Here is a 22109-nt window from a genome sequence, read left to right on the forward strand (position 1 = left end):
GCTCAGGCCTTCCCGCCGGGAATGACGGCGCGGCGCCGGTCGGCGAGGCCGAGCAGCGCCTTCTGCAGCACGATGAAGACGAGCAGAAGCGCGCCGATGACGATCTTGGTCCACCAGCTCGACAACGTTCCGTCGAAGATGATGTAGGTCTGGATCAGCCCCATGATCAGAACGCCTATGAGAGTGCCCGCGACGAAACCGCTGCCGCCCGTCAGCAACGTTCCCCCGATGACGACGGCCGCGATCGCGTCGAGCTCGACGCCCACCGCCGCCAGCGAATAGCCGGCCGAGGTGTAGAGGGAAAAAACGATTCCCGACAGCCCCGCGAGAAACCCCGACAGCGCATAGATGGCAACCGTGGTGCGCGCCACCGGCACGCCCATCAGCCGCGCCGTCTGTGCCCCGCCGCCGAGCGCGAAGACATTAGCTCCGAAGCGGGTGCGGTGGGCGAGAAGGATGCCGGCGGCGAAGACCAGGAGCATCAGGCCGCCGATCAGCGTCAGTCGCCCCTTGCCGGGCATCAGCCAGTAGAGCGTCTGCAGCCAGTCGTAGAAGGGATGCGAGATCGGCACCGAGTCGACCGACAGCACATAGGCGAGGCCGCGGGCCAGGAACATGCCGGCGAGCGTGACGATGAAGGGCGGCATCTGCAGGACATGGATGATCAGTCCCATCGCCGCACCGAACAAAGTGGTGAGCGCGAGCAGCACGGCGAACACGGCCAGCGGATGCAGGCCGGTATCGCGCAGCATCACCGCGATGAACACGCCGGCAAAGGCGATCACCGAGCCGACCGAGAGGTCGATGCCGCCCGACAGGATGACGAAGGTCATGCCGACCGCGGCGATGCCGAGAAAGGCATTGTCGGTCAGGAGATTGCCGGCAACCCGTGTCGACAGCATCGCCGGGAACTGGATGTAGCAGATGGCATAGGCGAGCGCGAAGATCAGCACCGTCGCGGCGAGCGGCAGGAAGCGGGGGTTCATCGCCTGTCTCCCCTGTGGGCGAACAGGAGTGCGGCGCCCTGCAGTGCCGGGGACTGAAGCACGAGGATGGCGAGCACGATACATGCCTTGATGACGAGATTGAACTCGGGCGGGAAGCCGGCGACCAGGATGCCGGTGTTGACCGCCTGGATGATCATCGCCCCGATCAGCGAGGCGATCAGCGAGAAGTGGCCGCCGAGCAGCGAGGTCCCGCCGACGACGACGGCGAGGATGGCGTCGAGTTCGAGGAACAGGCCCGCATTGTTGGCGTCCGCGCCGCGGATGTCGGCGGCGACGATGATGCCGGCCATCGCCGCGCACAGACCCGACACCATGTAGGCCGTGACGATGAGCAGTCTTGCGTTCACGCCGGCCAGCATCGAGGCGCGCCGGTTGATGCCGACGGCTTCGATCAGCATGCCGAGCGCGGTGCGCCGCACGATCAGCGTCGCCAGCAGGCCGGCGCAGATCCAGATCACCACCGGCGTCGGCAGCCAGAAAAGCGAGCCTGAGCCGATCGAGGCGAGGCCGGCATGGTTGAAGGTGAGGATCATGCCTTCGGTGATCAGCTGCGCGATGCCGCGCCCGGCGACCATCAGGATCAGCGTCGCGACGATCGGTTGGATGCCAAGCACTGCGACCAGCAGCCCGTTCCACAGACCGCACAGCAGCCCCGCGCCGAGCGCGATCACCAGCGTCGCGGGCAAGCCGTAGCCCTGGGTGATGCAGCTCGCCGCGATCGCGCCGCAGATCGCCATCACCGCGCCGACGGAGAGGTCGATGCCGCCGGTGGCGATGACCAGCGTCATGCCGATGGCGAGCAGCGCCACCGGCGCGCCGCGGTTGAGGATGTCGATCGGGCTGCCGTAGAGCCGGCCATTGGCGAAGGAGATATCGAAGAAGCCGGGGAAGACGACGCCGATCATCGCCACCACCACGGCCAGCGTGAGGAGCTGCGGCGCGACCCGCCGCCCGAAGCGCGCGAGCGTCCCGTTCATGCGCTGGTCTCCGGGCTGGGCGACGGCTTGGCAATGGCTGCTACGATGCTGTCGGTGGTGATCTCCTCGCCAACGAGTTCGGCGACATGCACCCGGTCGCGCACCACGATCACGCGGTGGCTGTAGGTGACGAGCTCGTCGAGCTCGGACGAGATGACGAGCAGCGACATGCCGCCGGCACACAGTTCCTCGATCATGCGGATGATCTCGGCATGCGCGCCGACGTCGATGCCGCGTGTCGGCTCGTCGAGGATCAGGAAGTCGGGATTGGTGGCAAGCCAGCGGGCGAGCAGCGCCTTCTGCTGGTTGCCGCCCGACAATTGCCCGATCGGCTTTTCGGCGTCGGGCGTGCGGATGTCGAGCTTGCGGATATAGTCGTCGGCCATCTCGCGCTGGCGGCGCAGCGGCACGGGCTGCATCCAGCCCTGGCGGGCCTGCAAGGCGAGCACGATATTCTCGCGCACGCTCATGTCGCCGATGATGCCGCTGGTCTTGCGGTCTTCCGGCGAGAAGCCGAAGCCGGCGGCGATCGCCTCGCGCGGGGAGGCGAGCCTCAGCGGCTTGCCGTCCTTGCTCACGGTGCCGCCGTCACGAGGTGCTGCGGCGAAGATCAGCTCGGCCGTCTCGGTCCGACCCGAGCCGAGCAGGCCGGCGACGCCCACAACCTCGCCGCGATAGATGGAGAGGTCGAAGGGCGCGATGACGCCGGCGCGGCCGGTTCCCTTGAAGGCGATACGCGGCTGCGCGGCATAATCGAAGCCGCCCCGGCCGCGGTCGCGGGTCTCCTCCGACAGCTCGCGGCCGAGCATCATGTTGATGAGCTGGGTGCGGTCGAGCGTTGCCGCCTCGCGCACGCCGACAAGCTTGCCGTTGCGCAGCACGGTGATGCGGTCGGAGATATCGAACACCTGGTCGAGGAAATGCGAGATAAACACGATGCCGAGTCCCTCGGCGCGCAGCGAGCGCACGACGTCGAACAGCATCCGAACCTCGTCGCGGTCGAGGCTGGCCGTCGGCTCGTCGAGGATCAGCACCTTGCCCGAGAGCGACACGGCGCGCGCAATGGCGATGATCTGCTGGACGGCCACCGAATAGCTATCGAGCGAGCGCGAGACGTCGAGCGTAAGGCCATAGCGCGACAGCATCTCGCGTGCCGCCCGGTTGGTTTCGCGCCGCGAGACAAGGCCGAATCTGCGCGGCTGGCGGCCTAGCAAAAGGTTGTCCGCAACGGTGAGGTTGGGCAGGAGGTTGACCTCCTGGTAGACCGTGCCGATGCCGAGCCGCTGTGCCTCCAGCGTGTCGCGCGGGTCGATCGAGGCGCCGTCGAGCAGGATGTCGCCGCCGTCGCGGCGATAGGCGCCGGTCAGGCACTTGATGAGCGTGGACTTGCCGGCACCGTTCTCGCCGAGCAGCGCATGCACCTCGCCCGCCCTGAGGTCGAAGTCGACCCCGTCCAGCGCCCGCGTGCCGGGAAATGTCTTGCTGAGGCCGACTGCGGCGAGCAGCGTTGGGGTCTCTCCGTCAGCCACAATATCAATCCCAACTAACGTTCAACCGAGAAAATAGCCTATCCGCACGGCAAAGCACCCCCCCTCACCGTCACGCTTCGCGCCAACCCGGGCGAGCCGCTTGTCTCGCCCGTCCTTCGGACCCCCCTGCCCGGGGGAGAGGTGTCGCCAATCGCCGGAGCTGCCACTTCTCGCCCCCACGCAGTGGGGGAGAGGTGGATCGGGCGAAGCCCGAGACGGTGAGGGGGCTGCGCCAATCGTTCGGGTTGAGGCTCAGTAGCCGAGACCCTTGCGAGCCTCGTATTCCTTCGCCGGGTCGTCCTTCTGGGTGTAGAGCTTGGACTCGGTCTGAATGAACTTCGGCGGAACGGTGCCGCTGTCCTTGAACGCCTTCAACGCGTCGAAGGCGGGGCCGGCCATGTTGGGCGTCAGCTCGACGGTGGCGTTCGCCTCGCCTGCCGCCATCGCCTGGAAGATGTCCGGCACGGCGTCGATCGACACGACGAGGATGTCGGTGCCGGGCTTGAGGCCGGCTTCCTTGATCGCCTGGATCGCGCCGACCGCCATGTCGTCATTGTGGGCGTAGAGCGCGCAGATGTTCTTGCCGCCGTTCTCTGCCTTGAGGAAGCTTTCCATCACTTCCTTGCCCTTGGCGCGGGTGAAGTCGCCGGTCTGGCTGCGGATGATCTTGATATTGGCGGCACCTGCGATGCCCTGTTCGAAGCCCTTCTTGCGGTCGATGGCCGGCGACGAGCCGGTCGTGCCCTGCAGCTCGACGACGTTGCAATCCTTGCCGGCGACGGTGTCGACCAGCCACTTGCCCGCGACTTCGCCCTCGTGGACCAAGTCCGAGCCGACGGCGGTCAGGTACAGGTCCTTGTCGGAATCGACCATGCGGTCGAGCAGGACGACGGGGATGTCGGCTTCCTTGGCTTCCTTCAGCACCGCGTCCCAGCCCGTAGCGACCACGGGCGCCACGAGGATGGCGTCGACGCCCTGCGCGATGAAGCTGCGCAGCGCCTTGATCTGGTTCTCCTGCTTCTGCTGTGCGTCGGAAAACTTCAGGTCGATGCCGCGTTTCTCGGCTTCCTGCTTGGTCAGCGTGGTTTCGGCGGCGCGCCAGCCGGACTCGGATCCGATCTGCGAGAAGCCGATCGTCTGCGCCAGCGCGGCAGACGACAGGATGGTCATGGACGCGAGCAGGCTCGCGCCAAGAAGGGTCTTGGCAAACATGGATTTCCTCCCAAACGAGGGCGCATCGGCAGCCCGCGCAGAGAAAAATCATACAATAATACTTTTGTAAACCGCGGAATTCGCCTATGCCTCTGCGGGAAGGCCGACGAGCCCGATTCAGGAGGAAGTGCCGCATGCTCATCTCGCAGGTCGGGAACCCCGACGGGTCGATCATGGTCGTCGCCCGCGAGGGTGGTGACGCCCATGCCGTGAGGGGCGTGCGCAGCGCCTACGAGCTGGTGCGGGACTGCATCCGCTCCGGTCGCGCCGATCTTGCCGCGCATGTCGCTCAGCTCGGCTTCGGCCAGGCGGTTGACCTCGAGGCGGCGCTGGCGGAAGGCCGGCTTCTGCCGCCGCTGACGCATCCCGACCCGTCGCACCTGCACCTGACAGGCACGGGACTGACTCACCTCGGTTCGGCCGCCACCCGGGATGCGATGCACCAGAAGGCGGGCGCCGCCGAGGAGACGCTTACCGACTCCATGAAGATGTTCCGCATGGGCCTGGAGGGTGGCAAGCCGGCAAACGGCGCGGCCGGCGTGCAACCGGAATGGTTCTACAAGGGCAACGGCGCCAACCTCGCGGCACCCGGCGGCGCGCTCACCTCGCCCTTCTTTGCCGAGGACGGCGGCGAGGAGCCCGAGATCGCCGGCATCTACGTCATCGGCGACGACGGCACGCCCTTCCGCGTCGGCTTCGCGCTGTCGAACGAGTTCTCCGACCATGTGATGGAGCGGCGCAACTATCTCTACCTGGCCCATTCGAAACTGCGGCCGGCCTCCTTTGGTCCGGAGATCCGCATCGGCGCGCCGCCTGCCGACATCCGCGGTGTCTCGCGGATCCGACGCGCCGGCGAGGTGATCTTCGAGAAGCCGTTCCTGTCGGGGGAGGAGAACATGTCGCATTCGTTCGCCAATCTCGAGCATCATCACTTCAAGTATGCGCTGTTCCGGATGCCCGGGGATATCCATGTCCACATGTTCGGCACGGCGACGCTGTCCTTCGCCGACGGGGTGAGGACTGAAGTAGGCGACGAGTTCGAGATCGAGGCGCCTGATTTCGGCCTGCCGCTGCGCAACCGACTTGCCCTGGAACCCATCCCGCCGGCGGCGAGGATGGACGTGCGGGCACTCTGAAAGGCTGACGAAGATGACGTTCCGCAAGGCCGAATGGCCGCGCAAGCTGAGGTCGCAGCACTGGTACGGCGGCACCTCGCGCGACACGATCTATCACCGCGGCTGGCTGAAGAACCAAGGCTATCCGCACGACCTGTTCGACGGAAGGCCGGTGATCGGCATCCTCAACACCTGGTCGGACCTGACGCCCTGCAACGGCCATCTGCGCGAGCTCGCCGAGAAGGTGAAGGCCGGCGTGTGGGAGGCGGGCGGATTCCCGGTCGAGGTGCCGGTGTTCTCCGCGTCGGAGAACACGTTCCGTCCGACGGCGATGATGTTCCGCAACCTCGCGGCCCTTGCCGTCGAGGAGCAGATGCGCGGCCAGCCGATCGACGGCGCGGTGCTGATGGTGGGCTGCGACAAGACCACGCCGTCGCTCTTGATGGGAGCGGCGTCGACCGACATCCCCTCGATCGTCGTCACCGGCGGGCCGATGCTGAACGGCTATTTCCGCGGCGAGCGCGTCGGCTCCGGCACGCATCTGTGGAAGTTTTCGGAAGCGGTGAAGGCCGGCGAGATGACGCAGGCGGAGTTCCTGGAAGCCGAGGCGTCGATGAGCCGCTCGACCGGCACCTGCAACACGATGGGCACGGCCTCGACCATGGCCTCGATGGCGGAGGCTCTCGGTATGGCGCTGTCCGGCAACGCGGCCATTCCCGCCGTCGACTCGCGCCGCCGGGTGATGGCGCAGATGACCGGCCGCCGCATCGTCCAGATGGTGAAGGACGATTTGAAGCCGTCCGACATCCTGACCAAGGAGGCGTTCGAGAACGCCATCCGCACCAATGCGGCGATCGGCGGCTCGACCAATGCGGTGATCCATCTTCTGGCGATCGCCGGCCGCGTCGGCGTGGACCTGACGCTGGAGGACTGGGACCGCTGCGGCCGCGACGTGCCGACCATCGTCAACCTGATGCCGTCGGGCAAGTATCTGATGGAGGAGTTCTTCTACGCCGGAGGCCTGCCGGTCGTGCTCAAGCGGCTCGGCGAAGCGGGGCTGCTGCACAGGGACGCGCTGACCGTCTCCGGCGAGACGATGTGGGACGAGGTGAAGGACGTCGTCAACTGGAACGACGATGTGATCCTGCCGGCGGAGCAGGCGCTGACGCAGTCGGGCGGCATCGTGGTGGTCAAGGGCAACCTCGCGCCGAAGGGGGCGGTGCTGAAGCCGTCGGCCGCGACGCCGGAGCTGATGGTGCACCGAGGCCGCGCCGTCGTGTTCGAGGACATCGACGACTACAAGGCGAAGATCGAGGACGAGGCGCTCGACATCGACGAGACCTGCGTGATGGTGCTGAAGAACTGCGGACCGAAGGGCTATCCGGGCATGGCCGAGGTGGGCAATATGGGCCTGCCGCCGAAAGTGCTGCGCAAGGGCATCACCGATATGGTGCGCATCTCCGACGCCCGCATGTCGGGCACCGCCTACGGAACGGTCGTGTTGCACACCTCGCCAGAGGCAGCCGCAGGCGGGCCGCTGGCGGTGGTCCAGAATGGCGACATGATCTCGCTCGACGTGCCGAACCGCTCGCTGACGCTGGAGATTTCCGACGCAGAACTCGCCGCGCGGCTGGCCGCCTGGACGCCCTCGCACGAGAGGCCCGCCTCGGGCTATGCCTGGCTGCACCAGACGCATGTGGAAGGTGCAGATACGGGCGCAGATCTCGACTTCCTGAAGGGCTGCCGCGGCCGCGAGGTTGGCAAGGATTCGCACTGATGGACCAGCGCATGAAAATCGCCCTCGTCGGCATCGGCAAGATCGCGCTCGACCAGCACGTGCCGGCGATCGCCGCATCCGCGGACTGGAGGCTCGCCGCGACCTGCTCGCGCAACGGCTCGGTCGAGCATGTCCAGGCCTTCACCGATTTCGCAGCGCTGCTCGATGCGAGACCCGACATCAAGGTCGTCTCTCTGTGCCTGCCGCCGGTGCCGCGCTTCGACTATGCGGCGATGGCGCTGGAGGCCGGGCGGCACGTGATGCTCGAAAAGCCGCCGGGCGCGACGCTGGCCGAGGTGCATGCGCTGCAGGCGATGGCCGCCGCGAAGGGACTGACGCTCTTCGCCACCTGGCACTCGCGCATGGCGCATGCGGTGGCGCCGGCGAAGGCGTGGCTCGCGGGCAGAACGGTCAGCCGGGCGCACATCACCTGGCGCGAGGACGTGCGCAAGTGGCATCCCGGGCAGGACTGGGTGTTCGAGCCGGGCGGCATGGGCGTCTTCGATCCGGGCATCAACGCGCTGTCCATCCTGACCGAGATCCTGCCGAAGCCGGTTCACCTTACCCGGGCGGAGCTGGAGTTCCCGGCCAACCGCGACACGCCGATCGCGGCAAGGCTCAGCTTCTCCGGCAACGTCACCGCCGACTTCGACTGGCGCCAGGAAGGTCCGCAGACCTGGGACATCGAGATCGAGACGGACGGCGGACGGCTCGCGCTGCGCATGGGCGGCAATGTGCTGGAGATCGACGGCAAGGCGGCGGGGGGCGAGAACACGATCATGGGCGAGTATCCGGCGCTCTATGCGCGGATGGCCGAACTCGTGCGGCAGGGCGCTTCCGATGTGGACCTCGCCCCGATGGTCCATGTCGCCGACGCGCTGACGCTCGGCCGGCGGGTCGCCGTCGCACCCTTCGAATTCTGACCTGCTGGAAGACTTTGCCATGACCCGTTCGCGAAGGGCGGATGAGGGGCATGGCGACAGCTTTCGAAAGTCGGCGCCGCCCCTCATCTGGCTGCCGGACATCGGGCGGGACCCGCTGCCTGCGGCAGCCCCCACCCGTTCTAAGCCTTTCGTCATGCCACTGGCATGACGAATCGCCTGTGGCGACCGGCTTCTCACCCCGTAAACGGGGAGAGAGACGCAGCTCTCCGGCCGCGCGAAATCGTCGACCGCAGCGGATTTTTCGCGGAAGAAGGTAGGATCGTTCTGGGGCATTCACCTCCCTGCACAGGGGCAGGACAGGAGCTGCTCAGGACGTGTCATGCAGTTCGACCGGCACGGCGGCGGCGAGTGCAAGTCTCTCGATGAACGCGTCGAGGCCGTGGATCGCGTTGCCCTCGTTGCCGGCCTCGTCGGAGGCCTGCCCTTGGTGCAGGAACGACAGGCGGCACAGATGCGCCGCGATGGCTTGCATGTAGTGCGCAAATGCCCTGAGCGAATCGGCAATGTCCTCGGCATCGAAGGGATTGCTGCCGAAGCCGACCGGCATCAGGACGGGCGTCCAGGGCCTGCGGGCGGAACTGCGCAGCGTGCCCTCGACATAGGCGCTAAGCAGCGCATTGGCCTGCCAGGCGGCCCACAGCACGCACCAGCGGACCCAGAACGAGCGGCTGGCAGCCTGTTCGGCCATGTCGGCGATCGAGAACAGGCGCATGACGATCCTCGCCTTTAACGCCTGTTCCCTCCCCGCCTTCGCCCTCCAGCCCATCGCCGGCTCCCGTTTGACCGATCACAGTGTGGTGCATTCTCGAAAGGTGGGGATGGAAAAATTTCGGGCGCCAATGGGAACAAGGGGTTAGCGGAGAGTGGGCAGAAATCGATCCATCGGATGGATGTCCCGGAACCGACCGCCGAGGCTCTCAAGACAGCGCTCCCCTCGCGCGATCGTCATCCCGGCGACCGGAGGTCAGCCGGGATCGATTGACCGTGGCGGGTTCGCGCCGACCCTTTTCTTGCGACCGTGGGGTGTTTTCAGCGTGTAACCGGAGAGAGGAATGGATCCCGGGTCGCCTCCGGCGCCCGGGAAGACGGTCGCGTGGGAGGGCGTTGCGCGGAGCGTGCGAGACAGGCGGCTGGCCTCTCCAAGGGACCATGTGAAGCATGGAGGAGGGGCGTGTGGAATAGGGAGGGGGTGGAGGGGCGGTGCAGGGATTACCTCGCCTGCCGCGCCTGTGCCTTCGGCTTGTCCGGCTCGTCGTCGATGAGGATCCGTTCGCCGGCGCCGTCGAGGTCTTCGTACTGGCCGCTGCGCAGTGCCCAGAGGAAGGCGACCAGGGCCAGGCCGCCGAGGAAGAGCGCGACGGGGATTAGGTAGAGGAGGGTGCTCATGCCGGCCTCGTCGCCCGGATGACCAGGTCCGAACCGACCTCCTGCCGCGCCTTGCGGCGCGGAAGCGGTGCGAGGCGGAGTGCGTTGGCGATGACGATGATCGACGAGGCCGACATGGCGACGGCGGCGATCAGCGGCGTGACGTAGCCCAGGATGGCGATCGGCACGGCGAAGGCGTTGTAGAGGATGGCGATCGCGATGTTCTGGCGGATGAGCCGTCCGGCCCTGACCGCCACGTCGCGCGCCACCGGCACCGCCTCCAACCCGTCGCGCAGGAAGACGAAGTCGGCGGCGTTGCGGCCGACGTCGGCGGCACTCGCCGGCGCCATCGAGACATGCGCGGCCCCCAGCGCCGGCGCGTCGTTCAGCCCGTCGCCAACCATCAGCACCTTATGGCCGTCCTGCGCGAGCGCGGTGAGCCGCGCGACCTTGTCGGCGGGCAGCATGCCGGACCGGAAGCTTTCGATGCCGAGTGCCGAGGCGACGCGCGCGCAGGCCGCCTCGCCGTCGCCGGAAAGCATCTCGACCGGGCCGATGCCCGCCGCGACGGCTGCGACCGCGTCCGGCGCGCCGGGCCTGAGCCGGTCCTCGAAGGCAAATTCGGCGACCGCCTTGCCGTCGCGCGAAAGGACGGTGCCGTCGCCCGGGGCATCGGCCGCCCAGGCGGCGCGGCCGAGCCGCCAGACATGACCGCCGGCGCGGCCCTCGACGCCGAGACCGGGCAGTTCGGTGACGTTTGAGAAATTGGGTTGCCGTGAAGGCCAATCGCATATGGCGTCTACCCCCACCCCTCCCCCTCCCCACAAGGGGGAGGGGGACCAGGCGGCAGCGCCACGCTTCCAATCGTGCGGTATCGCAGAAGTTGGCGCCTCCCTCCCCCTTGTGGGGAGGGGCAGGGGTGGGGGTATGACGGCGAGACCTTCGGAGGCGATCGCCTGCGAGAGCGGATGGCGCGAATGGGCGGCGAGTGCGGCGGCGGTGGCGAGGAGCGCGGGCGCGATGGTCTCGGTGCCGACGAGGCGCGGGCGGCCGAGCGTCAGCGTGCCGGTCTTGTCGAAGACGACCGTGTCCGCCTCGGCGAGGCGCTCCATACCGGAGCCGTCCTTGACCATGACGCCGGCCTCGAACAGCCGGCGCGCGGCGACCACCTGCACGATCGGCACGGCCAGCCCGAGCGCGCAGGGGCAGGTGATGATGAGGACGGCGATCGCGATGGTGAGCGCCTGGTGCCAGTCGCCGCCATAAGCCATCCAGCCGAGGAAGGTGGCGAAGGCGGTGAGATGGACGACCGGCGCGTAGAGCGCGGAGACGCGCTCGGCGATGCGGCGGTAGCGGGCGCGGCCGCCCTCGGCGGCCTCCAGCATGCGGATCATTTCGGCCAGGAACGAACCGGAGGCGGCGGCGGTCGCCTCAAGCGTCAGCGGGCCGGTGAGGTTGAGCGTACCGGCTTGGACGGCGGCGCCGGGACCGGTCTGCGCCGGCGCGCTCTCGCCAGTGACGAGGGAACGGTCGAGGTCGGAGCGGCCGTCGATGACGCGGGCGTCAACCGGTATGCGCTCGCCAGCCGCGACCAGCAGGCGCTGGCCGGGCCTGATCTCCTCGACCGGGCGATAGTCGCGGACGCCGTCGTCCGAGATCACCAGCGCGCCGCGGGGCGCGAGCCGGGCGAGGCCGATCACCGCCTCGCGGGCGCGGTCGCGCATCACGTGGTCGAGCGTGCGGCCGATCAAGAGGAAGAACAGCAGCGTCACCGAGGCGTCGAAATAGGCGTAGTGGCCGTGGTTGATCGTCTCGTAGAGGCTCATCGCATAGGCGAGGGTGACGCCGATGGCGATCGGGACGTCCATATTCATGCGGCCATAGCGCAACGCGCTCCAGGCGGAGCGGTAGTAGATGCGGCCGGCGAAAAACAGCGCCGGCAGGGCGATCAGCGCCGAGACCCAGTGGAACAGGTCGCGCGTTGCACCCTCCGCGCCCGACCAGACGGAGACGGAGAGCAGCATGATGTTGCCGGCGGCGAAGCCGGACACGGCAACGGCGCGGATGAGCTCGGACAGCGTGCCGTCCTTGCCGGCCATCGCCTCGTCGAACAGGTTCGGCGCGTAGCCGAGACGGGTGAGCGTGGCGGTGATCGGCGGCAGCGCGCCGTCATGCCACTTCACCGAGACGCGCTTGGTCGACAGGTTGACGCGCGCGGCCTCGACGCCGGGCAGGCGGCCGAGCGCCCCCTCGATCGTCTGGATGCAGGCGGCGCAGTGGACGGCGGGCACGGACAGTTCGATCTGCCGGTCGCCATTGCCGAGGCTGCGCGAGGCGAGCAGCAGCTCCTCGTCGGACGGGATCGCGGCCTGGCTGGCGTCGAACTCGGCACCCGGGGCGCAGCAGCTCATTCGAACCTCCCCTTGCGGATGACGATGCGGCGCATGTCGCGCCAGGGATGCTCGGCGCCGATGTCGGCGGTGAACTGCATGATCCACACGCCGTCGGTCAGGTCTTCGGTGCCGGCTGCAGCTCCAGTGGGGTCGATCGCGAAGACGACATGCGTGTCCTCGCGCGTGGTGACCGGCCGGTGGAAGGTGGCGGATGCGCTGGCGATCGGCACCTTGCGGCCTTGCCCGTCGAGGATCGCATAGCTGATCGCCTCGCCGTCGATGGTGAGCTTGGCCGTGTAGCCAAGCGCCGCCTGCGCCTTCTCCTCGGTAGCCTTCTCGTTGAACTCCTGGCTCGCCACGTAGCTGTTCTGGACGACGAGACCGGTCCAGCTCTTGCGGGCGTAGACGGCCATGGTGACGTTGACCGCGATGATGACGCCGAAGAAGGCGACCATGATGGCGAGCAGGTGCCGGCCGGTGAACTCGTTGGGGCGCGAACGTGTCATCGTCTGGTCTCCGGTCCCTCGAACTGGGCGTCGTAGCTGTCGGTCTCGTAGCTGGACTTGTCCTCGATCACGAAGCGGAACGACTGCACCTTGCCCTCGACATGGTCCGCCGGCTGGCGGACATAGACCTTGAGGGTGGTCAGCTTGTCCGGCTCGACCTTCACCGCGAAGGAACGGTCGGCGGGCTGGTCGATGCCGACGACGCTCATCTCCGCGCCCTTGAGCCCCTGCAGCGTGACGATGATGGTGCGCGGCTCCGGGATCTTATTGAGGAGCTTCACCGTGTAGCCGTTGCGGATCCCCCCGTCCGACAGGGTGACGAAGAGCGGGTTGCGGTCGTGCAGCACGTTGACCTCGAGCCGGTCGCGGGTGAGCAGCGCATAGAGCAGGCCGACGCCGACCAGCGACCAGGCCGCGAAATAGACCAGCGTGCGCGGGCGGAAGATCTTGCGGATATGGAAGTGCGCCAGTCTGTCGGAAAGTTTTCCGTTGGCGTCGCGCACCCGTGTCGGGTCGATGGCCGAGGTGCCTCCGGCGGTGGCGATCGCCATGTTGTCGTTGTAGTCGGCGAGCGTGGCGTAGGAGATCAGGCCGCGCTCGCGGCCGAGCTTGTCCATGACGCCGTCGCAGGCGTCGATGCACAGCGCGCAGGTGATGCATTCGAGCTGCTGGCCGTCGCGGATGTCGATGCCCATCGGGCAGACGGCGACGCAGGCGTTGCAGTCGACGCAGTCGCCGACGGACTGGCCGGCGGCGGCGGCCTTCTTGGCGTGGCGCGAACGCGGCTCGCCGCGCCAGTCGTTATAGGTGACGGTGAGCGAGTTCTCGTCGAGCATCGCCGCCTGGATGCGCGGCCACGGGCACATATAGGTGCAGACCTGCTCGCGCATCAGGCCGCCGAAGGTGTAGGTGGTGGCCGTGAGGACGGCGACGGTGATGTAGGCGATGGGCGCCGCATGGCCGGTGAAGACGTCGACGAACAGGGTCGGCGCGTCGGCGAAGTAGAAGATCCAGGCGCCTCCGGTCGCGACCGCGATGGCCAGCCAGACGGAGTGCTTGGCGACGCGCTTGATGACCTTGTCGACGGTCCAGGGGCCGGCGTCGAGCTTCATGCGGGCGTTGCGGTCGCCCTCGATGGCGCGCTCGACCACGAGGAAGAGGTCGACCCACACCGTCTGCGGGCAGGTGTAGCCGCACCAGGCGCGGCCGACGGCCGAGGTGATCAGGAACAGGCCGACGCCGGCCATCACCAGGAGGCCGGCGACGATGAAGAATTCCTGCGGCCAGATCTCGATGAAGAAGAAGTAGAAGCGCCGGTTCGCCATGTCGATCAGCACCGCCTGGTCGGGCGCGAACGGCCCGCGGTCCCAGCGCAGCCAGGGCGTGAGGTAGTAGATGCCGAGCGTGATCAGCATCACGATCCACTTGAACCGCCTGAAGGCGCCCGTCGCGCGCTTGGGGAAGATCTTCTTTCGCGCCGCATAGAGCGGCTGGCGCACCTTGGCGGAATTCACCGCGGAGGCGTCGAGGCGCTCGATCTCCGTTTCCTTGTCGAGCTTGGATATAACGGTCATGGCATCACACAGGCGAGGGCTGGTCTGTGCCCGACCAATCGCATGCGCGGCGGCGGGGAGCCTTGATCAGGATCAACATGCAAGTTCTGCGTGGACACCGCTAACATCCTCAAACAAAGTGCGGATGGGAGGCTTCATTCCCATGCAGACCGAGGGGTGCCAAATGACTGCTGTAATCGGTTTCCTGAATACGATTTTCTGGGGCTACGTTCTCATTTACGGGCTGCTGGCGGTGGGCGTGTTCTTCACCGTCAGGCTGAAATTCATTCAGTTCGTCCATTTCGGCGAAATGTTCCGCGCGGTGCGTGGCTCCAACGCCGCCGACAAGGCCGGCATCACGCCCTTCCAGGCGCTGTGCACCAGCCTCGCTTCGCGCGTCGGCACCGGCAACATCGCCGGCGTCGCGGTGGCGCTCTATCTCGGGGGGCCGGGCGCGATCTTCTGGATGTGGATGGTGGCGCTGGTCGGCATGGCCACCGCCTATTCCGAGATGCCGCTGGCGCAGCTCTACAAGGTGCGCAACGAGGAGGGACAGTATCGCGGCGGACCCGCCTTCTACATCGCCCGCGGCCTCGGCGTGCCGTGGGCGGGCGCAATCTTCTCGATCTGCCTGATCCTCGCCTTCGGGCTCGTGTTCAATGCCGTGCAGGCCAATTCGATCGCCGACGCGATGGAAGGTGCCTTCGGCCTGCCGAAGCTCGCGACGGGCATCGCCGTGGCGGCGATTACCGGTGTTGTGATCTTCGGCGGCATCAAGCAGATCGCCAGGGTCGCCGAGATCGTCGTGCCGTTCATGGCCGTCGTCTATCTGCTGATGGCGATCTACGTGCTGATCGTCCATTTCGCGGACATTCCGGGCGTCCTCGGCACGATCATCGGCAGCGCCTTCGGCATCGGCGAGGCGGCGGCCGGCTTCACCGGCGGGCTCGCCGCAGCGATGCTGAATGGTGTCAAGCGCGGACTGTTCTCCAACGAGGCGGGCATGGGCTCCGCCCCGAACATCGCCGCCGTTGCGACGCCCGACCCGCACCATCCCTCCTCGCAGGGTTTCGTGCAGGCGCTGGGCGTGTTCATCGACACGATCCTGATCTGCACGGCGACCGCCGTCATGATCCTGCTGTCGGGCGCGCTGGTGCCGGACTCGGGCGTCACCGGCACGCAGCTGACCCAGGCGGCCATGCAGGCGCATATCGGCTCGGCCGGCGTCGCCTTCATCGCGGTGGCGATCTTCTTCTTCGCCTTCACCTCGATCATCGGCAACTACTCCTATTCGGAGAATGCGATGACCTTCCTAGGCGCAGGCACGGGAACGCCCATCATGATCCTGCGCGCAGCGGTGCTCGCGATGGTGCTGTGGGGATCGCTGCAGACGGTCGCGACCGTGTTCGACGCGGCGGATGCGTCGATGGGGCTGATGGCGACGATCAACTTGATCGCGATCGTGCTGCTGTCGGGGACGGTGGCGAAGCTGACGAAGGACTATTTCGATCAGAAGAAGCAAGGCCGGCAGCCGACCTTCGACGCGTCGATGTATCCGGAGCTGAAGGGGCAGATCGAGGCCGACATCTGGTCGCAGAAATCCTGACGCCAAAGCAAAAGGCCCGGCACGAATGCCGGGCCTCTGCGCTGGTCGGATGCCGGAGGGCAATCGCCCTCACAAATGCCCTCCGTCGGCTATTCGCCGCCGCCCAGCGAATGGACGTAGACCGTCAGTTCCTTGACCGTCGCCTCGCCGAGGCGCCCGGCCCAGGCCGGCATGATGCCGTGCTTCGGCGCAGCGATCTGCGCGGCGATCGCCGCCTCGTCCTTGCCGCGCAGCCAGATCGCGTCCGTCAGGTTCGGTGCGCCGAGGTCGCGCATGCCCTTGGCGTCCTCGCCGTGGCAGGAGGCGCAGTTGTCGGCGAAGACCGTCTTGCCGGGCTCGACGAGCGCGGGGTTCGACGGCGTGCCGCTGAGGGAGACGACGTAGGCCGCGGCGGCCGCGATCTGCTCCTTGTCGAGGGCGTCGGCGAAGGCCGGCATCTCGGAGAAGCGCGTCGCGTCGTCGGCGGTGAAGCGGATGCCGTGGCTGATCGTGGTCAGGATATCCTCCGGCTTGCCGCCCCACAGCCAGTCGTCGTCGTTGAGGTTCGGATACCCCGCCGAGCCCGCCGCGCCCGAGCCGTGGCACTGGACGCAGTTGACCTTGAAGGCAGCGGCACCGGCCGAGGTGGCGAACAGCCTCAGCTTCTCGTCGGCCAGGATCTCGTCGATCGGCTTCGACGCGATTGCCGCCGCATAGTCGCCCTTGGCGGCCTGCGCCGCCGCGAGCTCGTTCTTGATCTCGACGCGGCTCGAATAGCCAAGCACGCCCTTGGTGGCGGAGGTGAGCATCGGCCAGGCCGGATAGGCGATGGTGTAGGCAAGCGCCCACAGGATCGTGGCGTAGAAGGTCCAGACCCACCACCTGGGCAGGGGATTGTTCAGCTCCCTGATGCCATCCCACTCGTGTCCGGTCGTGTCGACGCCGGAAAGTTCGTCGATGTGCTTCTCGCTCATGTCAGTCGTCCTTGAGAGGGATTTGCGCCGCTTCCTCGGAAGCCTTGCGGCTGCCGGGGCGGAACGCGAAGAGGATCACGCCGATGAAGAAGACGGTCATCGCGGCGAGGGCCCAGCTGTCGGCGAATTCGCGCATCACGGTGTAGGTTTCCATGATCGCCTCCTATCGCGCGCCGGCGGTGTCGTCGTAGGTCGAGAAGTCGACCAGCGTGCCGAGCATCTGGAGATAGGCGACCAGCGCGTCCATCTCGGTGACAGCGGCCGGGTTGCCGTCGAAGTCGCCCAGCTTCGCCTTCGGGTAGCGCGCCGTGACGCCGGACGTGTCGGCGTTGGGGTCGGCCTGGGCGAGGAAGTCCGCCTGGGCGTTGTCGATCATCTCCTCGCTGTAGGGCACGCCGACGCGGGTGTTGGCCACCAGATGCGTCGAGATCGTCGCCGGGTCGATCGTCGCCGAGGACAGGAAGGCGTAGCTCGGCATGATCGATTCCGGCACCACCGAGCGCGGCTCGGTCAGGTGCTGGACGTGCCACTCGTTCGAGTAGCGGTCGCCGACGCGGGCGAGGTCCGGCCCCGACCGCTTCGAGCCCCACTGGAAGGGATGGTCGTACATCGATTCCGCCGCGAGGCTGTAATGGCCGTAGCGTTCGACCTCGTCGCGGAAGGGACGGATCATCTGCGAGTGGCAGACGTAGCAGCCCTCGCGGATGTAGATGTTGCGTCCGGCGAGCTCCAGCGGCGAGTAGGGCCGCATCCCCTCCACCTTCTCGATGGTGTTCTCGAGATAGAAGAGGGGCGCGATCTCGACGATGCCGCCGACGGTGACCACCAGGAGAGAACCCACGAGCAGGAGCGTCGCGTTCTTCTCGAGGATGGCATGCTTTTCAATCAGTGCCATGGTCGGCTCCTATTCGGCAGGCTGGAGGGCAGGCGAAGGTGAGCGACCGCCGATCGGCTCCTCCTCGCGCTGACGACCGAGGATGGTCATCGTGATGTTGAAGGCCATGATCAGCGCGCCGACGAGATAGAGAGCGCCGCCGAGCGCACGCATGACGTAGTAGGGATGCATGGCCGCGACTGTCTCTGCGAAGGAGTAGACCAGGAAGCCCTGATCATCGTATTCGCGCCACATCAGGCCCTGCATGATGCCCGACACCCACATCACGGCCGCGTAGACCACGATGCCGAGGGTGGCGAGCCAGAAGTGCCACGTCACCATGCGCACCGAGTAGAGCCGCTCGCGGTTCCACAGCTTCGGCACCATGTAGTAGATGGCGGCGAAGGAGATCAGGCCGACCCAGCCGAGCGCGCCGGAATGCACGTGGCCGATGGTCCAGTCGGTGTAGTGGCTGAGCGAGTTGACCGCCTTGATCGACATCACCGGACCCTCGAAGGTCGACATGCCGTAGAAGGCGATCGCCATCACCATCATGCGGATGATCGGATCGGTGCGGATCTTGTCCCAGGCGCCCGAGAGCGTCATCAGGCCGTTGATCATGCCGCCCCACGAGGGCATCCACAGCATGATCGAGAACACCATGCCGAGCGTCTGCGCCCAGTCGGGCAGCGCCGTGTAGTGCAGGTGGTGCGGGCCGGCCCAGATGTAGAGGAAGATCAGCGCCCAAAAGTGGATGATCGACAGCCGGTAGGAATAGACCGGGCGGTTGGCCTGCTTCGGCACGAAGTAGTACATCATGCCGAGGAAGCCGGCGGTGAGGAAGAAGCCGACCGCGTTGTGGCCGTACCACCACTGGGTCAGCGCATCCTGCACGCCCGAGAAGGCCGAGTAGCTCTTGATACCCGTGATCGAGACCGGGATCGCCAGGTTGTTCACCACGTGCAGCATCGCGATGGTGACGATGAAGGACAGGTAGAACCAGTTGGCGACGTAGATATGCGGTTCCTTGCGCTTCAGGATCGTGCCGAGGAACACGACGAGATAAGCAACCCAGACGATCGTCAGCCAGAGATCGACGTACCATTCGGGCTCGGCATATTCGCGGCCCTGCGTGATGCCGAGCAGGTAGCCGGTGGCGGCCATGACGATGAAGAGCTGGTAGCCCCAGAAGACGAACCAGGCGAGGTCGCCGCCGAACAGGCGGGCGCGGCTGGTGCGCTGCACGACGTAGAAGGATGTCGCGATCAGCGCGTTGCCGCCGAAGGCGAAGATGACCGCCGAGGTGTGCAGCGGCCGCATGCGGCCGAAATTGAACCAGGGCTCGATGTTGAGGTCGGGATAGGCGAGCTGGAGCGCCACGACGACGCCGACCAGGAAGCCCACGACACCCCAGAACATGGTGGCGATCGCGCCGTAGCGGATCGGCCCGTCCAGATAGGCGGACTTGTCGACGGTGGCGGCCGGCGAAAGCGCTGTCGTGCGCATCAGCACGATCGTGCTGGCACCGAGCACGAAGAACAGCACCCACATGTGTTGTGCGAAAAGGTTGTCGGTGGCGAAAGCCGCGCCGAGCAGCGCGACGAAGGCGAAGAGCCCAACGCCGATGATGTGTGGTCCGTATCTCATGGAAGGTCCCCGGCTTTACGCATGGGACGGGCCCATGCTTCGGGAGCCTCATCGCGCGGAGCGGCGGGCGATGCCTTGATCCATGTCAAGGTCGCTCCGCCGCACGCGCTGCACAGTCGCGCATCGCCTGCATCAGCCGGAGTCCGCGATGAACATCACGAGGTCGAAGCCTGCCGAGGGGTGCGGCGCGTCGCCCGCATGCCCTCTGTCGGCCGCCTGCGTGCCCGATCAGGCCATGCCGTGCGAGGACGTCTCGCACCTCCATGACGAGAAGCTGGCACTGTGTGATGCGCTGGAGGCGATCGCCGATTCACTGCCCGGACAGGTCGACCGCTTCGAATGCCTGCGCGTCGGCGCGATCCTGGCGCCGGCCATCCGCCGCAGCCATGCGATCGAGGAGAGCAGGATCTTCCCTGTCTTCGAGACGGCCTCGGCCGCGCCGGGCAGGGCGAGTTCGGTGGCGCGGCTCAAGGCCGAGCACCTGGCCGACGAATGCGCGGCGGCCGACGTGTCCGAGGAATTGCTGCGGGTCGGCCATGGCGGCGAGATCGGCAATCCGGAGGCGCTCGGCTTCATGCTGAGGGCCCTGTTCGAGGCGATGCGCCGCCACGTCGCCTTCGAGCGCGAGCACATCATGCCCACGATCGGCCCTCTCGACAGCCTAGATCGCGCCGGCTGAGAGTTTCTCCCGCCAGTCCGCCGCCTTCGCGCGCAGCACCTTGTCGGCCGTGAAGCCGAGCGTATCGTCATCTACCAGTTCAAGCGGTTCGAGCGAGAAGGCGTCTTCGCCGTCGCGTTTCCACGCCGCCTGCAGCGCCTTGTTCATGTGGCTGCCGGCGCGCAGCGTGAACCAGATGCGGTTGCGGATCATGTCGATGTCGGGCGTGTGCCCGACCCACGCCTCGCCCGAGCCGGCCGAGCGCACGACATAGATGGCGGCAGTGCTTTCCCGCTTCTTGTAGGCCGCGACCGCGGCGCGCCTGGCTTCGCGTTCCATGGCAGAACTCCTTCTCTCGACGGTGGCAGATAGGGGCAGTCGCGGAAACTGTCAATATTACCCGGATAAAAATTGACACACTAAATCCGGGCCGTTAGAAGGCGGCAGGAGACGAACATGGACGACAGCCAGAGACTGACGGTTTTCGAGGGCGACAGGATCGCCTTCTCCGGCCCGGCCGACGAGGCAGGCCGCTGGGTTCGCGCCGCGCTGCAGTCCGATCCCGGCAGGATCTTCCTCGCCCTGGACGACGCCGACGGCCGCGTGGTCGACGTCGACCTGCGCGAAGAGTCGGCGCAGCCGGCGCGCGGGCGGGGCCGGCCGAAGCTCGGCGTCTCGGCGCGGGAGGTGACGCTGCTGCCTCGCCATTGGGACTGGCTCGCTGCACAGCCGGGCGGCGCTTCGGTGACGCTGCGGCGCCTGGTCGAGGAGGCACGCCGGTCGGACGCCCAGGCCGCGCATGCCGTGCGCGAGGCCGCCTACCGCGCCATGACCACGCTCGCCGGCGACCGCCCCGGCTACGAGGAGGCGGTGCGGGCGCTCTATGCGGGGGAGGCGGAGCGTTTTCGGGAGCTGACCGGGGCATGGCCGCCCGACATCCGGGATTTCGTGCGCCGGGTGGCGCCGGCCGGCTAGGCCGCGGACCGCATCGCTGCTCCCGGTTCGCCGGCGCGCAGTGTCAGCACGGAGACGCCGGACGCGGTGACGGCGACGGTATGCTCGAACTGGGCGGACAGGGATCCGTCGCGCGTCACGACGGTCCAGCCGTCGGCCTCGGTCCTGACGCTGCGGCGGCCGCGGTTGAGCATCGGCTCGATGGTGAAGACCATGCCTTCGCGCAGCGTGAGGCCTGTTCCCGGCTTGCCGAAGTGGACGACCTGCGGCTCCTCGTGCATCTGGCGGCCGATGCCATGGCCGCAATATTCGTGCACGACGGAATAGCCGTTCTTCTTGGCGTGCCGTCCGATCGCCCAGCCGATGTCGCCAAGCTGCGCGCCCGGGCGAACCGCGCGGATGCCCAGCCACATCGCCTCATAGGTGGTCTGGACCAGCTTCCTCGCGGCCGGGTTCACCTCGCCGACGAGGTAGGTCTTGCTGGAATCCGCGATGTAGCCGTTCTTCTCCAGCGTGATGTCGAAATTGACGATGTCGCCGTCGCGCAACACGTCCGCCTGCGACGGGACGCCGTGGCAGACCACCTCGTTCAGCGAGGAATTCAGCACGAAGCCATAGCCGTACTGGCCCTTGCTCGCGGGGCGGGCCTGGAGGTCGTGGACGATGAAATGCTCGACCATGTCGTTGACTTCGAGCGTCGACAGGCCGGCGAGCGGGGTGCGGTCGAGGAGTTCGAAGACGGAGGCGAGCAGCCGGCCGGATTCGGCCAGCAGCGCGAGTTCCTGCGGCTGCTTGGTCATGCTTCGCCGACCGCCAGCGACTGCGCCGAGACGCCGGCGGAGCTGAGCTCGCGCGCGATGATCTCGCCGAAGCTGAGCGTCGGATTGGTCTCGCACAGCATGCCGATCCTGATCCAGTAGACGGCCTGCGCATTGATCGACCGGCACGACACCTTGCTCGCCCGGCGCAGCTGGTCGTGCAGATCGTCGTCTATGTTCACGATGCCCATCGGGGCGCTCCATATATGGTTCGTATATAT

General features: G+C 67.0%; 22 protein-coding genes. 6 read left to right on the top strand and 16 right to left on the bottom strand.

The features are described from left to right. Window positions 1-2 precede the first annotated feature (2 nt). The 4 genes from yjfF to ytfQ form a co-directional block, all read right to left on the bottom strand. Complete coding sequence (gene yjfF, locus LRS09_RS15920) at window positions 3-986, bottom strand: galactofuranose ABC transporter, permease protein YjfF (protein WP_257807784.1); 984 nt, start codon at window positions 984-986, stop codon at window positions 3-5. Continuing rightward, on the bottom strand, window positions 983-1984 hold the full coding sequence (locus tag LRS09_RS15925; protein ID WP_257807785.1) for an ABC transporter permease: 1002 nt from the start codon (window positions 1982-1984) through the stop codon (window positions 983-985). Before LRS09_RS15925 ends, yjfF begins: the two co-directional genes overlap by 4 nt. Then, window positions 1981-3513 carry a sugar ABC transporter ATP-binding protein gene (locus LRS09_RS15930; protein WP_257807786.1) on the bottom strand — a complete coding sequence of 511 codons (1533 nt, stop codon included), beginning with the start codon at window positions 3511-3513 and terminating at the stop codon, window positions 1981-1983. Before LRS09_RS15930 ends, LRS09_RS15925 begins: the two co-directional genes overlap by 4 nt. A gap of 252 nt (window positions 3514-3765) precedes the next feature. After that, window positions 3766-4725 carry a galactofuranose ABC transporter, galactofuranose-binding protein YtfQ gene (gene ytfQ, locus LRS09_RS15935; protein WP_257807787.1) on the bottom strand — a complete coding sequence of 320 codons (960 nt, stop codon included), beginning with the start codon at window positions 4723-4725 and terminating at the stop codon, window positions 3766-3768. Between the two features lie 134 nt (window positions 4726-4859). On the opposite strand from ytfQ, the gene araD1 reads away from it, so the two are divergent. From araD1 to LRS09_RS15950, 3 genes are read left to right on the top strand one after another with little or no spacing between them, the layout of a single operon-like run. Next, entirely contained in the window at window positions 4860-5861 is a 1002-nt protein-coding gene (araD1, locus tag LRS09_RS15940; RefSeq protein WP_257807788.1) for an AraD1 family protein, read from the top strand. 13 nt (window positions 5862-5874) lie between these two features. Then, a complete protein-coding gene (gene araD, locus LRS09_RS15945; RefSeq protein ID WP_257807789.1) occupies window positions 5875-7617 on the top strand; it encodes an L-arabinonate dehydratase in 1743 nt (580 codons plus the stop codon). A gap of 11 nt (window positions 7618-7628) precedes the next feature. Next, on the top strand, window positions 7629-8540 hold the full coding sequence (locus LRS09_RS15950; RefSeq protein ID WP_257807790.1) for a Gfo/Idh/MocA family protein: 912 nt from the start codon (window positions 7629-7631) through the stop codon (window positions 8538-8540). A 328-nt stretch (window positions 8541-8868) separates the two neighbouring features. On the opposite strand, the gene LRS09_RS15955 is transcribed toward LRS09_RS15950, so the two are convergent. The 5 genes from LRS09_RS15955 to ccoG all read right to left on the bottom strand — a co-directional run bounded on the left by LRS09_RS15955 (window position 8869) and on the right by ccoG (window position 14399). Next, the gene (locus LRS09_RS15955; RefSeq protein WP_257807792.1) at window positions 8869-9327 is read right to left on the bottom strand and encodes a hypothetical protein; all 459 of its coding nucleotides are present in this window, start codon (window positions 9325-9327) and stop codon (window positions 8869-8871) included. Between the two features lie 443 nt (window positions 9328-9770). Next, window positions 9771-9947 carry a cbb3-type cytochrome oxidase assembly protein CcoS gene (gene ccoS, locus LRS09_RS15960; protein WP_257807793.1) on the bottom strand — a complete coding sequence of 59 codons (177 nt, stop codon included), beginning with the start codon at window positions 9945-9947 and terminating at the stop codon, window positions 9771-9773. Further along, window positions 9944-12337 (bottom strand): cation-translocating P-type ATPase, encoded by a 2394-nt coding sequence (locus tag LRS09_RS15965; protein ID WP_257807794.1) that lies wholly within the window; start codon window positions 12335-12337, stop codon window positions 9944-9946. Before LRS09_RS15965 ends, ccoS begins: the two co-directional genes overlap by 4 nt. Beyond that, window positions 12334-12825, bottom strand: a complete 492-nt coding sequence (locus LRS09_RS15970) for a FixH family protein (RefSeq protein ID WP_257807795.1) — start codon at window positions 12823-12825, stop codon at window positions 12334-12336. Before LRS09_RS15970 ends, LRS09_RS15965 begins: the two co-directional genes overlap by 4 nt. Next, window positions 12822-14399, bottom strand: a complete 1578-nt coding sequence (gene ccoG / locus LRS09_RS15975; protein ID WP_257807796.1) for a cytochrome c oxidase accessory protein CcoG — start codon at window positions 14397-14399, stop codon at window positions 12822-12824. The genes LRS09_RS15970 and ccoG overlap by 4 nt, the downstream gene beginning before the upstream one ends. 163 nt (window positions 14400-14562) lie before the next feature. Here ccoG and LRS09_RS15980 point away from each other — a divergent pair, with 163 nt between their 5' ends. Next, a complete protein-coding gene (locus tag LRS09_RS15980) occupies window positions 14563-15984 on the top strand; it encodes a sodium:alanine symporter family protein (protein ID WP_257807797.1) in 1422 nt (473 codons plus the stop codon). 89 nt (window positions 15985-16073) lie between these two features. On the opposite strand, the gene ccoP is transcribed toward LRS09_RS15980, so the two are convergent. Genes ccoP through ccoN form a run of 4 tightly spaced genes read right to left on the bottom strand, consistent with a single transcriptional unit; the run spans window position 16074 to window position 19458 of the window. Next, window positions 16074-16937, bottom strand: coding sequence for a cytochrome-c oxidase, cbb3-type subunit III (gene ccoP, locus LRS09_RS15985; RefSeq protein WP_257807798.1), 864 nt, complete (start codon window positions 16935-16937; stop codon window positions 16074-16076). Window position 16938: 1 nt separating this feature from the next. Next, window positions 16939-17091: a cbb3-type cytochrome c oxidase subunit 3 gene (locus LRS09_RS15990; protein WP_085463940.1), complete on the bottom strand. Its 153-nt coding sequence runs from the start codon at window positions 17089-17091 to the stop codon at window positions 16939-16941. A 9-nt stretch (window positions 17092-17100) separates the two neighbouring features. Next, complete coding sequence (ccoO, locus tag LRS09_RS15995; RefSeq protein WP_257807800.1) at window positions 17101-17832, bottom strand: cytochrome-c oxidase, cbb3-type subunit II; 732 nt, start codon at window positions 17830-17832, stop codon at window positions 17101-17103. A 9-nt stretch (window positions 17833-17841) separates the two neighbouring features. Further along, window positions 17842-19458, bottom strand: coding sequence for a cytochrome-c oxidase, cbb3-type subunit I (gene ccoN / locus LRS09_RS16000; RefSeq protein ID WP_257807801.1), 1617 nt, complete (start codon window positions 19456-19458; stop codon window positions 17842-17844). Between the two features lie 148 nt (window positions 19459-19606). Between ccoN and LRS09_RS16005 the strand changes: the two genes are divergently transcribed. Further along, the gene (locus tag LRS09_RS16005; protein ID WP_257807802.1) at window positions 19607-20137 is read left to right on the top strand and encodes a hemerythrin domain-containing protein; all 531 of its coding nucleotides are present in this window, start codon (window positions 19607-19609) and stop codon (window positions 20135-20137) included. Here the strand turns inward: LRS09_RS16005 and LRS09_RS16010 are convergent. Continuing rightward, entirely contained in the window at window positions 20120-20455 is a 336-nt protein-coding gene (locus tag LRS09_RS16010; protein ID WP_257807803.1) for a GIY-YIG nuclease family protein, read from the bottom strand. The two genes, LRS09_RS16005 and LRS09_RS16010, sit on opposite strands and share 18 nt — an antisense overlap. Before the next feature lie 117 nt (window positions 20456-20572). Here LRS09_RS16010 and LRS09_RS16015 point away from each other — a divergent pair, with 117 nt between their 5' ends. After that, on the top strand, window positions 20573-21091 hold the full coding sequence (locus tag LRS09_RS16015; RefSeq protein WP_257807804.1) for a DUF2239 family protein: 519 nt from the start codon (window positions 20573-20575) through the stop codon (window positions 21089-21091). On the opposite strand, the gene map is transcribed toward LRS09_RS16015, so the two are convergent. Both map and LRS09_RS16025 read right to left on the bottom strand, forming a co-directional pair. Next, on the bottom strand, window positions 21088-21870 hold the full coding sequence (gene map / locus LRS09_RS16020; RefSeq protein WP_257807806.1) for a type I methionyl aminopeptidase: 783 nt from the start codon (window positions 21868-21870) through the stop codon (window positions 21088-21090). The two genes, LRS09_RS16015 and map, sit on opposite strands and share 4 nt — an antisense overlap. Then, window positions 21867-22079: a ParD-like family protein gene (locus LRS09_RS16025; RefSeq protein ID WP_085463946.1), complete on the bottom strand. Its 213-nt coding sequence runs from the start codon at window positions 22077-22079 to the stop codon at window positions 21867-21869. The genes map and LRS09_RS16025 overlap by 4 nt, the downstream gene beginning before the upstream one ends. Between the last annotated feature and the right edge of the window lie 30 nt (window positions 22080-22109).

It is taken from the genome of Mesorhizobium sp. J428, from assembly GCF_024699925.1.
GTDB lineage: Bacteria > Pseudomonadota > Alphaproteobacteria > Rhizobiales > Rhizobiaceae > Mesorhizobium_A.

Coding starts and splice junctions, on each gene's coding strand:
- yjfF (WP_257807784.1), bottom strand. CDS start 986: ATGAACCCCCGCTTCCTGCCGCTCGCCGCGACGGTGCTGATCTTCGCG.
- LRS09_RS15925 (WP_257807785.1), bottom strand. CDS start 1,984: ATGAACGGGACGCTCGCGCGCTTCGGGCGGCGGGTCGCGCCGCAGCTC.
- ytfQ (WP_257807787.1), bottom strand. CDS start 4,725: ATGTTTGCCAAGACCCTTCTTGGCGCGAGCCTGCTCGCGTCCATGACC.
- araD1 (WP_257807788.1), top strand. CDS start 4,860: ATGCTCATCTCGCAGGTCGGGAACCCCGACGGGTCGATCATGGTCGTC.
- araD (WP_257807789.1), top strand. CDS start 5,875: ATGACGTTCCGCAAGGCCGAATGGCCGCGCAAGCTGAGGTCGCAGCAC.
- LRS09_RS15950 (WP_257807790.1), top strand. CDS start 7,629: ATGAAAATCGCCCTCGTCGGCATCGGCAAGATCGCGCTCGACCAGCAC.
- LRS09_RS15955 (WP_257807792.1), bottom strand. CDS start 9,327: ATGGGCTGGAGGGCGAAGGCGGGGAGGGAACAGGCGTTAAAGGCGAGG.
- ccoS (WP_257807793.1), bottom strand. CDS start 9,947: ATGAGCACCCTCCTCTACCTAATCCCCGTCGCGCTCTTCCTCGGCGGC.
- LRS09_RS15965 (WP_257807794.1), bottom strand. CDS start 12,337: ATGAGCTGCTGCGCCCCGGGTGCCGAGTTCGACGCCAGCCAGGCCGCG.
- LRS09_RS15970 (WP_257807795.1), bottom strand. CDS start 12,825: ATGACACGTTCGCGCCCCAACGAGTTCACCGGCCGGCACCTGCTCGCC.
- ccoG (WP_257807796.1), bottom strand. CDS start 14,399: ATGACCGTTATATCCAAGCTCGACAAGGAAACGGAGATCGAGCGCCTC.
- LRS09_RS15980 (WP_257807797.1), top strand. CDS start 14,563: ATGACTGCTGTAATCGGTTTCCTGAATACGATTTTCTGGGGCTACGTT.
- ccoP (WP_257807798.1), bottom strand. CDS start 16,937: ATGAGCGAGAAGCACATCGACGAACTTTCCGGCGTCGACACGACCGGA.
- LRS09_RS15990 (WP_085463940.1), bottom strand. CDS start 17,091: ATGGAAACCTACACCGTGATGCGCGAATTCGCCGACAGCTGGGCCCTC.
- ccoO (WP_257807800.1), bottom strand. CDS start 17,832: ATGGCACTGATTGAAAAGCATGCCATCCTCGAGAAGAACGCGACGCTC.
- ccoN (WP_257807801.1), bottom strand. CDS start 19,458: ATGAGATACGGACCACACATCATCGGCGTTGGGCTCTTCGCCTTCGTC.
- LRS09_RS16005 (WP_257807802.1), top strand. CDS start 19,607: ATGAACATCACGAGGTCGAAGCCTGCCGAGGGGTGCGGCGCGTCGCCC.
- LRS09_RS16010 (WP_257807803.1), bottom strand. CDS start 20,455: ATGGAACGCGAAGCCAGGCGCGCCGCGGTCGCGGCCTACAAGAAGCGG.
- LRS09_RS16015 (WP_257807804.1), top strand. CDS start 20,573: ATGGACGACAGCCAGAGACTGACGGTTTTCGAGGGCGACAGGATCGCC.
- map (WP_257807806.1), bottom strand. CDS start 21,870: ATGACCAAGCAGCCGCAGGAACTCGCGCTGCTGGCCGAATCCGGCCGG.
- LRS09_RS16025 (WP_085463946.1), bottom strand. CDS start 22,079: ATGGGCATCGTGAACATAGACGACGATCTGCACGACCAGCTGCGCCGG.